At 76.1% G+C, this 13,632-nt stretch carries 13 protein-coding genes; 3 read left to right on the top strand and 10 right to left on the bottom strand.

All coding sequences use genetic code 11. From position 1 onward, the window contains the following. Positions 1–26: 26 nt before the first annotated feature. The 7 genes from BLT72_RS18995 to BLT72_RS18965 form a co-directional block, all read right to left on the bottom strand. The gene (locus BLT72_RS18995) at positions 27–713 is read right to left on the bottom strand and encodes a GntR family transcriptional regulator (RefSeq protein ID WP_091414853.1); all 687 of its coding nucleotides are present in this window, start codon (positions 711–713) and stop codon (positions 27–29) included. Positions 714–786: 73 nt separating this feature from the next. Next, complete coding sequence (locus BLT72_RS18990) at positions 787–1,824, bottom strand: methylenetetrahydrofolate reductase C-terminal domain-containing protein (protein ID WP_280949265.1); 1,038 nt, start codon at positions 1,822–1,824, stop codon at positions 787–789. Beyond that, the gene (locus BLT72_RS18985; RefSeq protein ID WP_091414849.1) at positions 1,821–2,306 is read right to left on the bottom strand and encodes a hypothetical protein; all 486 of its coding nucleotides are present in this window, start codon (positions 2,304–2,306) and stop codon (positions 1,821–1,823) included. Before BLT72_RS18985 ends, BLT72_RS18990 begins: the two co-directional genes overlap by 4 nt. A gap of 68 nt (positions 2,307–2,374) precedes the next feature. After that, positions 2,375–3,688 (bottom strand): alpha-hydroxy-acid oxidizing protein, encoded by a 1,314-nt coding sequence (locus tag BLT72_RS18980; protein WP_091414848.1) that lies wholly within the window; start codon positions 3,686–3,688, stop codon positions 2,375–2,377. Further along, positions 3,685–4,722 carry a glycoside hydrolase 5 family protein gene (locus BLT72_RS18975; RefSeq protein WP_091414846.1) on the bottom strand — a complete coding sequence of 346 codons (1,038 nt, stop codon included), beginning with the start codon at positions 4,720–4,722 and terminating at the stop codon, positions 3,685–3,687. Before BLT72_RS18975 ends, BLT72_RS18980 begins: the two co-directional genes overlap by 4 nt. Positions 4,723–4,742: 20 nt before the next feature. Then, positions 4,743–5,786: a DUF2891 family protein gene (locus tag BLT72_RS18970; RefSeq protein WP_091417899.1), complete on the bottom strand. Its 1,044-nt coding sequence runs from the start codon at positions 5,784–5,786 to the stop codon at positions 4,743–4,745. Beyond that, entirely contained in the window at positions 5,786–6,619 is an 834-nt protein-coding gene (locus BLT72_RS18965) for a 3-keto-disaccharide hydrolase (protein ID WP_197677097.1), read from the bottom strand. The genes BLT72_RS18970 and BLT72_RS18965 overlap by 1 nt, the downstream gene beginning before the upstream one ends. A 174-nt stretch (positions 6,620–6,793) precedes the next feature. On the opposite strand from BLT72_RS18965, the gene BLT72_RS18960 reads away from it, so the two are divergent. From BLT72_RS18960 to BLT72_RS18950, 3 genes are read left to right on the top strand one after another with little or no spacing between them, the layout of a single operon-like run. Further along, on the top strand, positions 6,794–8,434 hold the full coding sequence (locus BLT72_RS18960) for a phosphodiester glycosidase family protein (protein WP_231930156.1): 1,641 nt from the start codon (positions 6,794–6,796) through the stop codon (positions 8,432–8,434). Next, positions 8,431–9,930 carry a gluconokinase gene (locus BLT72_RS18955; protein WP_091414843.1) on the top strand — a complete coding sequence of 500 codons (1,500 nt, stop codon included), beginning with the start codon at positions 8,431–8,433 and terminating at the stop codon, positions 9,928–9,930. Before BLT72_RS18960 ends, BLT72_RS18955 begins: the two co-directional genes overlap by 4 nt. 39 nt (positions 9,931–9,969) lie before the next feature. Next, positions 9,970–10,692, top strand: a complete 723-nt coding sequence (locus tag BLT72_RS18950) for a mycothiol-dependent nitroreductase Rv2466c family protein (protein ID WP_091414841.1) — start codon at positions 9,970–9,972, stop codon at positions 10,690–10,692. Positions 10,693–10,819: 127 nt separating this feature from the next. Here BLT72_RS18950 and BLT72_RS18945 read toward each other — a convergent pair whose 3' ends face one another. The 3 genes from BLT72_RS18945 to BLT72_RS18935 are packed head-to-tail and all read right to left on the bottom strand — an operon-like array spanning position 10,820 to position 13,508. Further along, on the bottom strand, positions 10,820–12,322 hold the full coding sequence (locus BLT72_RS18945; protein WP_091414839.1) for an ADP-ribosylglycohydrolase family protein: 1,503 nt from the start codon (positions 12,320–12,322) through the stop codon (positions 10,820–10,822). Then, entirely contained in the window at positions 12,319–13,056 is a 738-nt protein-coding gene (locus BLT72_RS18940; protein ID WP_231930154.1) for an NUDIX hydrolase, read from the bottom strand. Before BLT72_RS18940 ends, BLT72_RS18945 begins: the two co-directional genes overlap by 4 nt. Positions 13,057–13,061: 5 nt before the next feature. Then, positions 13,062–13,508 carry a T3SS (YopN, CesT) and YbjN peptide-binding chaperone 1 gene (locus BLT72_RS18935; RefSeq protein ID WP_091414837.1) on the bottom strand — a complete coding sequence of 149 codons (447 nt, stop codon included), beginning with the start codon at positions 13,506–13,508 and terminating at the stop codon, positions 13,062–13,064. Positions 13,509–13,632: the final 124 nt, after the last annotated feature.

The raw sequence follows: 13,632 nt of genomic DNA, 5'->3' as shown, positions 1-13,632 counted from the left end.
GGAAGGGGCTGGACGTTACGAGTGTGTTATTCCGCCCGTGACGCCAGGAGCGAGGCGGGGAGGAACCGCCGGGTGCCGTGGTGCTCGAGCTCGTGCAGGATCCGGTCGAGGTCGTTGGAGCGGAGCGCGTCGATGATCCGCTGGTGCCGGGCCAGGCCCTCGTCCGGACCGAGCGCCTGCGCCTCGCGCCGCAGGTTCAGGGCCATCGGCCGCTGCAGCTTCAGCAGGACGGGTTCGAGGGCGAGGTCCAGCTGCCGGTTGCCGGCCAGGGCGACGACCGCGGCGTGGAAGGCCCGGTGGGCGTCGTCCTTGGTCAGCGCGTCCCCGTCCTGTTCCGCATCGCGCATGCGGTCGAGCCAGCGGTGCAGCCCGGCGAGCTCGGCGTCGCCGGGGGGGACCGGCCGCGGGAACACCGACCGCACGGCGTGCTGCTCCAGGGCGAGGCGGATGCCGAAGAGCTGCGCCACGTCGGTGTCGCTCAGCTCGGTGACCCGCACGCCGCGGCGGGGCGCGTGCTCGACGAGGCCCTGCTGGGTCAGCAGCCGGAGAGCCTCCCGCAGCGGCCCCCGGCTGATGTCGAACCGCAGGCTGATCTGGTCCTCGATCAGCCGCTGTCCCGGCCGCAGCTCGCCGGCCAGGATCTCGGCCCGCAGCTGGCGGACGGCGACCTCGACCAGGCTCGGGGCGTGGAGTCCGGCGGTGGGTGAGGTCACGCACTCCCTCTCGGGCTCGCGGGTGGGCTCCCAGTCTCCCACCGGTCCCGCGCCGCTCCTCGTTACCCGGCCCTCACGCGTCGACCCCGAGCCGGCGGCCGATCTCGGCCAGCGCCTCGGCGAAGGGCAGCTCCTGGCCAGGTGCGCTGCCGCCGGACAGGTTGACCCCGGCGACGCCCGGAACCGCGAGCAGCGCCTCGCTGAGCTCGACGGCGGACGCGATCCCCGCCTCCCGCGGGTCGCGCGCGCCCAGGATGCGGTCGAGGTGGCCGGGCGGCAGGACCAGCCCGGGGAACGAGGCGAGCAGCGCGGCGCTGGCCACGTCGACGACGACCGGCACGCAGGGCAGGAACCACGGGTGGGCGCCGAGGTCGTGCACGTGCTCGACGAAGACCCGCACCGGCCCCGCGCCGCCGCAGTGGTTGACGAAGCAGACCTCCGCCCCGGTGCCGAGCTTCTCGACCAGCCGGGCCGCCCGGTGCGCCGTCGGGGGAGCGGTCGGGGACTCGCCGACCGAGGTGAGCAGCCCCGCGCCGACGGCGAGCTCGGCGAGCTGGGTGGAGTCGAGGTCGAAGACGGCGGCCGCGTCGGCGCGCGAGCCGAGCGCCGGGTGGTCGCCGGTGACGCAGTGCACGGCGTCGACGCCGAGGTGGGCCAGGGCGGCGAGCTCGCCCTCGAGCGCGACGCGGTTCCGGTCCCGGCAGGTGAGGCCGGTCCAGGCGCGGAGGCCGGCGGCGCGGACGAGGGCCGCCCGGTAGGCGGGTGGGAACTGGACCCGGCTGCGCGGGGAGTCGCCGGCCAGGACGGCGTGGACGGTGCTGCGGAGGAGGTTGCCGACGGCGGTGAGGGAGCCGGCGTCGAGCGCGGCGGCCGGCAGGTCGGCGACCACGACGCGGCCCTGGCGGAGCAGGTCGCGCAGGTCGGTGGGGCGCGGCGTCCCGGCGGGACCTGCGGGGCCGGCGAGCGGGTGCCGGGGCACGACCGGGACGTCGACGAAGGAGCAGCGGCGGTCGCCCAGCTCGCAGCTGCCGTCCGTCCCGACACCCCCGCAGGGCCCGTGGACCATGTGCTTGGGGCAGGCCTCGGTCGGGCCTCCCCGCTCGGGCCTCAGCGCAGCGGACCCGGGTCGTCCCGGCCGTCGCCCGGGCGGTCGTCGCCGGTCCTGCTCGCGTCGCCCGGTCGACCGTCCTCGATCCGGTCGTCCACCCCGCGGCGGCCGACCTCGTGGCCGCGCTGCTGCTCGGGACCGTCGACGAGGCCCGGGTCCAGCCGGGCGGCCTTCTGCTGCAGCTCGTCGGCCTGGCTCCGCTGCCGCTCGGCCTCGGCCATCCGCTCGCGGGCCTCGCGCTCACCCTCGGCGGCGCGGAGCTCGGCCTCAGCGCGGTCGCGACGGACGCGGGCGGCCTGCTCCTCCGCCTGGGCGCGTGCGGACTCGGCCTCGACCGACAGGCGCTGGGACTCCTGCAGCCGCTCCTGGGCCTCCGCCCGGTCACGCTGCTGCTTCTGCCGCCGCAACCGCGGGACCAGGGCGAGGACGAGGATCAGCAGCACGACGACGATCACGACGATCACGACGATCACGGTGGTGTTCACGGCGGGCCTCCTGGCCGGATCCTAGTGGCCCACCCGCGTTCGCCGCAGGCCGTTGGTCGCGCTGGGGATCAGGGCTGCAGGAGCTTCCGGGTGATGCCTCCGACGGCGTCGGCGCCGGTCAGCGCCATGGTCAGCTCCAGCTCGGCGAGGAGGTTCTCCAGCACCTGGCGGACGCCGTCGGCCCCGGCGAGCGCCAGCCCGTAGAGGTGGGGGCGGCCGAGCAGGCAGGCGTCGGCACCGAGGGCGAGCGCGACGAACAGGTCGGTTCCGGAGCGGATGCCGCTGTCCAGCAGCAGGGTCGGCCCGGCTCCGACGGCGGCGCGGATGGCGACGAGGGCGTCCAGCGAGGCGATGCTGCGGTCGACCTGGCGGCCGCCGTGGTTGGAGACGACGAGGCCGTCGACCCCGAGGTCGAGGGCGCGGCGGGCGTCGTCGGGGTGCAGGACGCCCTTCAGCAGCACGGGCAGGGAGGTGCGGTCGCGCAGGGTGGCCAGGTGGTCCCAGGAGAGGGCGGGGTTGGAGTAGACGTCGAGGAAGGTCTGGACGGCGGCGCGCGGCTCGGGCGAGCGGAGGTTGGCCAGCAGCGGGCCCGGGTGGTGGCGGCTGATCGACCAGAGGCTGCGCAGGGCGCCCAGGGTGACCGGGGCGCGTCCGGCCGCCGTCGTCGCTGCCTCCAGGCGCTCGCGGACCAGCGCGGCGAAGCGCGGGTCGGAGGTGTACTGGGCCAGACCGAGCCCGCGGGCGAACGGCAACGAGCCCCGGTCGAGGTCCTGCGGCCGCCAGCCCAGCACGGTGGTGTCGAGGGTGACGACCAGCGCGCCCGCCCCGCTCGCCTCGGCCCGGCCGATCAACGAGTCGACGAGGGCCTCGTCGCTCGACCAGTAGAGCTGGTACCAGAACGGCGTGGTGCCCATCGCCGCGGCCGTCCGCTCCATCGGGCTGCCGCCCTGGTTGGAGAGGACGTAGCCGACGCCGGCCGACCGCGCGCCCTCCGCGATGAGCACGTCGCTGTCGGGGCGGAGGAGGTCGGCCGCCCCGACCGGGGCCACCAGCAGCGGTGCGCGGTGCCGGACGCCGAGCAGCGTGGTGCTGAGGTCGCGCTCGACGACGCCGTGCAGCATCCGCGGCACGATCCGGTGGCGCTCGAACGCCTCGCGGTTGTGCCGCATCGTCGTGCCGCTCCCGGCGCCGCCCGCCACGTAGGCCCAGGCCGTCCGGCTCATGGCCCGCCGGGCCCGGCGCTCGAGCTCCTCGGCGTCGGTGGGGACGGCCGGCTTCCGGCCGAGCACCCCGGCCCGGTAGATCGCGTTCTGCCGCGCACGGCCGGCGCCCTGGCCCCGGGTCGGGCCGGCGGGGCGGTCGTCCGGTGACGCTGCGCTCATCCGGCGGTCGGTGCGAAGGCGTTGACGGCCTCGTGCCCGGCCCGCAGGCTGCCGTCGGCCTCGAGGAAGTGCAGGCACTCCGGCAGCCCGACCGGCCCGAAGGCGTCGCGGTGCAGGTCGGACACCAGGCTGTGGTGCAGCGCGTGCACCGTGAACCCGATCCCGCGCCGGCGCAGCTCGCCGAGGGTGTAGCGGAGCACCTCGACATGGGTGGCGTCGTCGCGGGCGCCCCACACCGTCTCGGTGGCCAGCAGGCCCTTGCCCGCCCTGGTGGCGATCGCCAGGCAGGCGTCCAGGTGCTCCTCGAACACCTGCTGCGACGCCATCGGGGTGCTGGCCGGGTCGAGGTTCCACATCCAGTACGGGTGGATGCTCACGACGTCGCTGAGCGGCTCGGTGAGGGTGACGGCGGTCGTGTTCGTGTAGTTGCCGATGGTCAGCGGCTGGGTCACCCCCAGGTGGTGGCAGACGTCGCGGAGCCAGCCGAGCCAGCGCAGCTCCGCGGCCCGCGCCGGGCTGGTCGGGTCGTCGACGTAGCCGCCCATCAGCGGCTCGTTGCACAGGTCCCACAGCACGACCCGGTCGTCGTCGCGGTGCCGGCCGACCACGTCGGTGAGGTAGTCGTGGTGGACCTCCTCGACGGGGCTGCGCCGCCGGCCGTGGGCCTCGACGTCGGCGAAGAGGTCGTCGGTCCGGTTCCAGGCGCTGTGCTGCGGGATCAGGTGGTCCAGCGGCACGCCGCCGAAGTCGCACACCGGGTCGAGCCAGCGGTTGAACAGCAGCGGGACGACGCCGATGCCGGCGGCGGCGAAGATGCCCAGCCCGGCGTCGAAGTTCGCGAGGAAGCGCGCCGGGTCACGCTGGTAGGCGTCGGGCGACAGCCACCAGCGGGCGGTGTTCCAGGCGGGGAAGTGCTCCTTGCCCCGGGCCACCTCGACCGCCATCCGGCCGTGGTCGTGGTGCTGCCACAGGTCCAGGCCGCTGGTGCCCCAGGACCCGTCGTAGTTGAACCCGAAGACCTCGCTGCTCTGCACGCTCGTCCCCTTCGACGCAGTCAGGAGGTGATCATGCCGTCCGTCGCCGCCGTGGCGGCGAGCAGGGCGAAGGACACCAGCCAGTGGGTCGCCATGAAGTCCCCGGCGACGATCTGCGCGGTCGCGGCCGCCTCCTGCTGGGCGGCCGCCGACGCGACCTGCGGCTGGACCCCGGCGGGCAGGTGGGGGGTGAGCAGCCGCAGCTGCCAGGCCCGGGAGAGCGCCAGGCCGACCAGGTGCACGGACTGGCCGTCGGTGGGGTCCCGCACTTCCGGCACGGCCAGGAGCGGGTCGTCCGGACCGCCCAGCCCGGGCAGGAAGGCGGCCAGCCACGGCCCGAACGCGGCCGAGGGCAGCAGTCGGCGCACGAGGTCCGCCTCGCACAGGGCCGGGGAGAGGAAGTCGCTGCCGCTCGGCTCCCACGCCGCGGGGTAGTCCCGGTCGCCGACGAACCAGCGGCGCCCCGCCTCAGCCACCGCCGCCACGACGTCGGCCCGGCCGAGCGCGCCGTACGCCTCGTGCAGCAGGGCCAGGGCGAAGGCGGTGTTGGCGTGCACACCGTGCCGGACGGGGTGGTCCAGCCGGGGTAGCCAGCCGAGCAGGTGCTCGGCCACCACCGTGCTGAGCGGTGCGAGCCCCGCGGACCAGCGCTCCGCCTCCGGCCGGGGGCAGCCCGCCACCGCCGCGGCCAGCGCCACCGTCCACGCCCAGCCGTAGGGCCGCTCCCAGGACGGGTGGTCGCGCAGGTAGGCGGCCTCGACCCCGAGCGCGGCGGGCGTCAGCCGCTCGTCGAGGAGCTCCACCAGGTCCCGCCGCGTCGCGTCGGCGAGGTGCTCGGGGGCCAGGGTCAGCAGGCGGACGGCGGACCACTGCATGTGCACCGAGGAGTGCCAGTCGAAGCTGCCCCAGAAGGCGGGGTGCAGCCGGCGCGGGTCGACGGTGAGGTCGTCCGGGCCTGCGCTGACGTGCCCGGCCGCGTAGGGGTGCGCCGTGCCGAGGACCCGGAGGACGGTTCGCGCCCACGCGTCGGCGGAGCCCCGCCAGCCGGCGGCGTCGTCGGGCATCAGAGCGGGGTGACGCGGAGCCGGCGCCAGCGGCAGGCCGCGCCCGGTCCCCACCGGTCGGCGCCCATCCCGGGGTCGTTGTCGTGGACCTCGAGAGCGATGTGGCCGGCAGGGCCCAGCAGCTCGGCCACCGCCTCCGGGTGCCAGTGCGGGTCGTCCAGCGTCGCGGTGTCCAGCTCGGCGACCAGCACCCCGTTGACCCAGGTCGTGAGGACCGGCAGGCGGCCGACGCAGCGGACCCGGAACGCGTTCCAGTCGTCCCAGCGCCAGGCCCGGAGGAACTCCTCGCCCGTCGCCGCGGCCCGGAGGTGGGCGCGCTTGTCGTCGGTGAGCGGCTCCAGGGTGGTCGCCGGGTCCTCGACGACCAGCCCGTCCGGCCGGCCGTCGGCGTCCCGACGGACGTCGAGGGTGAAGTTGATCGCGTGCACGCCGCCGATGCCGTTGCCGTAGAAGCCGCCGATGTTGCCCGACTTGCGGTGGTCCAGCAGCACCTGGAAGCCCTGGGAGCCGAGGGGGGTCGCGCGGAGCAGGAGGCCCGTGTCGGCGGGCCAGTCGGGGCGGGCCTCGAAGGTCAGCTCGACGTCGCCGTAGGTGGCGTCGGTCAGCAGGTAGGCGCCCTCACCCGGGACGCTCTGCCGGCCGACGACCGCGCCGTCCTCGACCGTCCAGTCGCCGGTGCTGGTCAGCGCGCGGCGGTAGCCGTCGGTGTCCCGGTCCGGCTGCGGTCCGCCCGGCTCACGGGGGACGGGCAGCCGCGGCACGGCGTGCCAGCCGCGGAGGCTCTCGCCGTCGAACAGGGCGATCGACTCGCCGGTCGGCTCGGTCGGGGTCACGGTGCTCCTGGTCCTCGGTCGGGGTGTCGGCCTCATCGTCGCTCGATGCATTCTGCGCGCGGGACGGCGGGGCCCGGGCCGTGCAGCTCCCTGCCGGCCCGAGAGGCTGTGTGAGCAGTCGGGGCCCCCGGTGACGGCCCTGTCCCGGCGGCGCGCGGTGTCCTACGGTGAGGCGTGCCCACCTCCCGGTCCTGCCGTCTCGGTGTCTCCCTGGTCACCGTCGCCGTCCTCGTGTCGCCCGCCGCCGGGGCCCCGGCCGCGGCGGCCGCACCCACCCGCCCGCCGGCTTCCGCGGCTGAGCTCCCCCTCGGCCCGGCCGGGCTGGGCGAGCAGCGGACCAGGACCGCCGTGCAACCCGGCGTCACCCTCACCACCATCGTCCGCGGGGCGGTCGACCCGGCGGCCGTCTGGACGGTCGAGCTCGCCATCCCTGGGGGTCCCACCTCGCCGGACCCCGACGCGCCGCCGGCCGCGCTCTCCGACCGGGCGAGCGCGGACGGGCTGGCCGCCCGCGTGCGCAGCGCGGGCTTCGACCCCCGCGTCGAGGAGGTGGTCACGGCGCCCACCGCCGACGACGCCGGCGGCAGCCTGGGCTGGCGGGTGCGGGTGGGCGGTGAGGCCATGAAGGCCGGCGCCGACGCCCTGCTGGCCCGGCTGGCCGCCGCCGGCTTCACCGGCAGCAGCCGCTACACCGGCTGGGACGGCGGCTCGACCGCGCGCGGTCCGTGGCAGGTCCGGGTGCTCACCATCGACCCGCGCCGGTTCTCCGGGTCCCTCGTCGCCTCCTACGGTCCCGACCTGGAGCGGCGCGAGACGACCAGCGCGCTGGCCCGGACCGCCGGGGCGACCGCGGCGACGAACGCGGGCTACTTCGTGCTCGACCCGAAGGCGGGCGCGCCCGGTGACCCGGCCGGCGTCGGGGTCTACGACGGCCGGCTGCTGAGCGAGACCGTCGGCCGTCGGCCCGCCCTGGTGCTGCACGAGGACGCCCGGCGCACGGCGGTGGAGCGTCTGCGGTGGACGGGCTCGGTCGCGCGCGACGGCCGGCGCCTGGTCCTGGACGGCATCGACCGGGTGCCCGGGCTGATCCGCAACTGCGGCGGCACCGCCGACGACGCGCCGACGGCGCGGCCCCGGCACGACGTCACCTGCACCGACGACGAGGAGCTGGTGGTGTTCACGCCGCAGTTCGGCGCGAGCACTCCCGTCGGTGCGGGCGCCGAGGTGGTCCTCGACCGGCGCTCGCGGGTCGTCGCGGTCCGGGCGTCCCGCGGGGTCGCGCTCGCGCAGGGTCAGCGCTCGGTGCAGGCCACCGGCGACCTGGCGCCGCGGCTGACCGCGCTCGCCCGCGTCGGGCAGCGGCTGCGGGTGACCACGGGGCTGCAGGGGTCCGGTCACCGGCTCCTCCGGCCGGGCTCGGGCGCGTTCGTCGTCAACGGCGGTCCGGAGCTGGTGCGCGAGGGCCGGGTGCACGTGACGGCGCGGGCCGACGGCTTCGTCCAGCCGTCGACGAGCGTCTACTACGGCTTCAGCCACCAGCGGAACCCGCGCACCTTCGCCGGCGTCGACCGGGCCGGCCGGACCCTGATCGCGACCGTCGACGGCCGCAGCACCACCAGCCTGGGCACGAGCATCGTCGAGACCGCCGCCCTGGCCCGGGCGCTGGGGATGCGCGAGGCGGTCAACCTGGACGGCGGCGGCTCCACGACGATGGTCACCGGCGGTCAGGTGGTCAACAGCCCGTCCGACGCCACCGGTGAGCGGCCGGTCGGCGACGCGCTGCTGGTCCTGCCGCGGGCGGCGTCGCACCGGTGAGCGCGCCGTCGGACCGGGGCGGGCGGGTGCCGCTCGACCGGGCGCAGGGGCCGTTCGTCCTCGCACTGGACATCGGCTCCACCGGGAGCCGCGGCGACGTCTACGACGCGGCCGGGCAGCCGGTCGAGGGGAACCGGCACAAGGTGCCGCATGCGTTCGCCGCCGGCGGCGACGGCACCTCCGTCCTCGACGCGGACGCCGTGGTCGGTGAGGTGGAGGAGATCCTCGACGCGCTCGCCGTCTCCCGGCTCGCGGGTCGGGTCGGCGGGGTCGCGATCGACACCTTCGCCTCGTCGCTGGTCGGGGTCACGGCGGACGGCCGGGCCTGCACGCCGTGCTTCACCTACGCCGACTCGCGCTGCGGTGCCCAGGTCGTCGCACTCCGGGAGGAGCTCGACGAGGCCGCGGTCCACCAGCGGACCGGGACCCGCCTGCACTCCAGCTACCTGGCGCCGCGGCTGCGCTGGCTGCGGGAGACCGACCCCGAGACGTTCCGCCAGGCGCGGCGCTGGATATCGCTGGGGGAGTACGTCTACCTCCGGCTGGCCGGCGTGACCGCCGCCGGGACCGCGACGGCGGCCTGGACCGGGCTGCTCGACCGGCGGACGGGGGCCTGGGACCCCGAGCTGGTCGCCGCAGCCGGGGTCGACGTCGAGCAGCTGTCGGAGGTGCGGGACCCCTCGGCCCCGCTGCGGGACGTCGCGGCGTCGGTGGCGTCGCGGTGGCCCGCGCTGGTCGGGGCCGCGTGGTTCCCGGCGGTCGCCGACGGGCTGTCGAGCAACGTCGGCGTCGGGGCGGTCGACGGCTCGGCGATGGCCGCGTCGGCCGCGACGAGCGGCGCGATGCGCGTGCTGGTGCACCACGTGCCGGACGAGCTGCCGTCCGGGCTGTGGTGCTACCGCGTCGACGCGTCGCGCTCGCTGCTCGGCGGCGCGGTCAACGACGTCGGCCGGGCGGTGACCTGGCTGGAGTCGACGATCCGGCTCGCGGCCGGTGCCTCCCTCGACACGGTGGCGGCGGCGGAGCCGGGGCCGGGTGCGCCGCTGGTCCTGCCGTACTTCTCCGGGGAGCGGGCGACCGGCTGGGCGGCGAACGCCCGGGCGACGCTGACCGGGGTCTCGGCGGCGACCACCGGGTCTGAGGTGGCCCGCGGGGTCCTGGAGGGTGTGGCGATCTCCTACGCCCGGATCGCCGACCAGCTGCGGTCGGTGTCGGGGCCGGCGTCGACGATCCTGGCCAGCGGCCGGGTGGCCCAGGACGTGCCGTCGTTCCTGCAGATCCTGGCCGACGTGCTGGCGGCTCCGGTGGTGCCGGTGACGACGAAGCGGGCCACGCTGCGCGGGACGGCGTTGCTGGCGCTGGAGGTGCTCGCACCCGACGTCGAGCGGGTGGGCCCGGCGGTGGGGGAGACGCTGACGCCCGTCGAGGGGCGGGCGGAGTACTACCGGGGCCGGCGGGAGGCGTACCAGGGGCTCTACGCGGCGGTGGTGGGGTAGGTCCGCCGCGGGGCGGTGCGGAGGTCTAGCGTCGGGCGGGTGGACGCCGACCTGAACTTCTACTTCGACCCCGTCTGCCCGTTCGCCTGGATGACCTCGAAGTGGGTGCGGCTGGTCGCGGCCCAGCGCGACTACGCCGTGGACTGGCGGTTCATCTCGCTGCGGATCGTGAACGAGGGCGTGGACTACGCCGCCCAGTTCCCGCCGGAGTACGAGGCGGGGCACACCGCCGGCCTCCGGCTGCTGCGGGTGGCGGCGCGGGTGCGCGCCGAGCACGGTCGGGACGCCGTGGGCGACTTCTACGCCGCGCTCGGCGAGCGGGTGTTCGAGACCGAGGCGCAGGGGGACTGGGCCGCGGGGGAGAACCGGGACACCCCGGAGTTCCTGGCCCCGGCGCTGGCGGCGGCGGGTCTGCCGGCCACGCTGGTCGCCGCCCTCGACGACGCCGACCAGGACGCGCTGATCCGGGCCGAGACCGAGGAGGCGCTCGCCCTCACGGGACGCGACGTCGGGACCCCGATCCTGCACGTCGAGCCGCCCCAGGGCACGGCGTTCTTCGGCCCGGTGATCAGCCGGCTCCCCAGCCCCGAGGACGCCGTCGCGCTGTGGGACCACGTCGTCGGGCTGGCGCGGTTCCCCGGGTTCACCGAGCTCAAGCGCAGCCTGCGGGAGCGCCCGCAGCTGCCCGCGTTCGGGGTGGTGGCCGGGGCGGTCGGGCAGCAGGAGGACTGGCACGGCGGGAGCCGTCGACAGCACGGCTGAGGTTCTGCCGGGCCAGGCAGCAGCTGCGGGGAGCAGACACGTGTGCGGCCGCCGAAGGGGCGTCCTTCCGCAGTTTCCAGCTGACTCCCGGTCCTCGCTCCCCGGCCGGCCGCTTACCGCCACCTGTTCAGTGATCCTCCAGCGCCTGCCGCAGCGCCGCGTTGGGGTGCGCCCGCGGCAGCACCCGCAGCACGTCGTCCAGGCAGTCCGCTGCGGGCCGCCCGGTCAGCAGCGCCCCGTACAGGGCCGCGACGGTCGGGGTCCGGCTCTGCGCCTGGACGCAGTGCAACAGCACGGTCCTGCCCTCGGACCGCAGCTGCCGGACGGCGGCTGCGGCGTCGTGCAGCACGAAGGTGAGGTGCGGGTTCTTGGCCGGGTCGGAGGAGTCGATGAGCCAGATCTCGACGTGGTCGCCTGCAGCAACTCCGGTGGCCGGCACCTCGTCGGCACCCAGCCGGCACAGGGAGACGACCGCGTCGACACCGGCCGGCAGCCGCTCGAGCGCGCCGACGCCGCTCAGCCAGACCTGCGGGTCGTGCGGGTGCCGCACGAGCACGTGCCGCTCGGCCCAGCGCCCGTAGTCGACCACGGCGTCGCTCGGCCAGCCGGCGCGGTCGGGCCGCCCCTGCTGGGCGCTGAGGACGCCGAGCCGGACCAGGTCGCGGGCTCGCAGTCCCGGCCAGCCGTGCAGGAGGCGACGCCAGGCCGACGGCACGGCGGATGCGCCCCAGGTGGCCCCGAGGCAAGCGCCGGCGATCGCCGCCACGGTGTCGGTGTCCCGGCCGCCGCGCACGGCGGCTTCCAGGGAGAGCCGCAGGTGGTCGGCGGGCTGCAGGCTGCCGTCAGACCCCTTCGGCACCGGCGTCCGGCTGATCGCCGACCAGGCCCCCTGCAGCGCCTCGACGACCCAGCCGTTGTGCGCGAACGACGACGGCTCACGCTCCTCCGCCACGTCCAGCCGCTCGGCCCACGCCGCTCGACGCTCCGCCGGCAGCCGGTCCAGGCCGAGGCGCAGCCCGTCGACGGTGCCGTGCACGACCGCATGTCGGATGGCCAGGCACCACAGCACGCAGGCCTCGCCCGCCTCGGGATCGGCGTGGGTGAGGGCGCTCAGCGCCATGGCGGCCTCGACGAGGGCGTCGGCGTCGTGCAGGAAGGCCAGGGCGACGGGCGCCGTCCGCATCAGCGAGCCGTTCCCACCCGTGCGCCCGGTTCGCCGGTGCAGCTCCTGCGCGGCGGCGCGCAGGTCGGCGGCCGACGGTGGACCGGACCGGCCGGCGGACGCCGCCGTGAAGACCGCGCGGGTCTGGACGCCGACGTCCTTCGCCTCGCGACCCCAGCCGACCCAGCGCCTGGCGACGCGGTCCTGGGCGGCGGACGAGCGGAGATCGGCGCCGGCAGCGCTCACCTCGGCGAGGGCCACGGCCATCGAGGTGTCGTCGGTCCACTCCCCGGGCGCCCAGCCGAACGAGCCGCCGCCGTGCATCTGGATCTCGACGTCGGCGGCCAGCGGCGGGCCGAACTCGTAGCCGGCGCCGAGGGCGTCGCCGCACGCCAGGGCGAGCAGGACGCCGACGGCCCGGTCGGACTGGGCGGCGGTCAGGGACGATCCTGGGGAGAAGTGCGTCATGGCGTGGCCTCTCGGTCGGCGAGCGGGGACGGGGGCGTGGCGGGCTCGCCGCGCCACAGGGGCGGGTTGAGCAGGGTGGCGGTCCCGGCGCGGTAGACCGCGGCCGGACGGCCGCGGCCGCTGCTGCGCTCGCCGGGCGCCCGCTCGACGAACCCGGGTGCACCGACGACCTTGCGGTGGAAGTTGCCCGGGTCCAGCGGCCGTCCCCAGACCGTCTCGTAGACGTGCCGCAGCTCGGCGATGGTGAAGGTCGGGCCGGCGAACGCCGTGGCCAGCGTTGTGTACTCGAGCTTGCCCCGGGCCCGTTCGACCCCGGCGAGCAGGATGTCGTGGTGGTCGAAGGGCAGCTCGCGGTCGAGCACCGCCTCGACCGGCTGCCAGCTGGCCCCGGCGGCGTCGGTGCCGGCCACGGGCTCGGGCAGGGCGGGCAGGACGGCCAGGTGGGCGACCGCGACCGTGCGTGCCCGCGGGTCGCGGTCCGGCCGACCGAAGGTACCCAGCTGCTCGAGATGGACGGGCTCGACGGCCAGCCCGGTCTCCTCGCGGAGCTCCCGCCGGGCGGCCTCGGGCAGGTCCTCGTCCTGGCGGACGAACCCGCCTGGCAGAGCCAGCCACCCCCGCCAGGGCTCGGAACCGCGCTCCACCATCAGCACGTGCAGGCGGTCTGCGCGGAGGGTGAGCAGCACGACGTCGACGGTGACGTAGACCGGCGGGAACGCCGAGGTGTAGCTCACCGGGATCAGGCGGCGGACGCGCTGCTGGCGCTGTGGAAGGTGGTTCCACCGTGCAGTGCGGTGAGCACCGGGCCGATGCTGTCGGCCAGGTGCAGCACCCGGCCGACCACCGCCGTCAGGGTCTCCTCGGTCACGGCGTCGGCGAACACGAAGCAGTCGACCACCACCAGCCCCTCGACCCAGTAGACGCGGGTGCCCAGGTGGGCCGCGTTCTGCTCGTTGATCTCCCGGAGGACGGCGACGCGAGCGGGGACGTCGCGGGCGGCGGTGGCGAAGACCTGGACGCCCCAGGGGTCGCCCGTCCGGGGCCGCACCCACGCCTGCGACGTCAGGCCGCGGACGGGGAAGTCGCCGTCGCCGTCGGCGGTGACGGGCTCGCCCGTGATGGTGGCGAGCAGGGTGGAGAGGTGGCTGCGGAGCCACCGGCGCTGGGTGCTGGTGCGAACGTCCATGAGGACCTCCTCGGGTCGGTCGTGCTGACACCGAGAACGCTATCTTGTGCTCCTGACAAATTTCCGAGAACGTCCAACCAGACGCCCAGGGCGCGCTCCAGCAGGTCCGAGCCCCGTCGAACCT

The organism is Friedmanniella luteola, assembly GCF_900105065.1.
GTDB lineage: Bacteria > Actinomycetota > Actinomycetes > Propionibacteriales > Propionibacteriaceae > Microlunatus > Microlunatus luteolus.
Note: the sequence above shows the minus strand (reverse complement) of the source record. Positions and strands in the feature narration are given on the sequence as shown.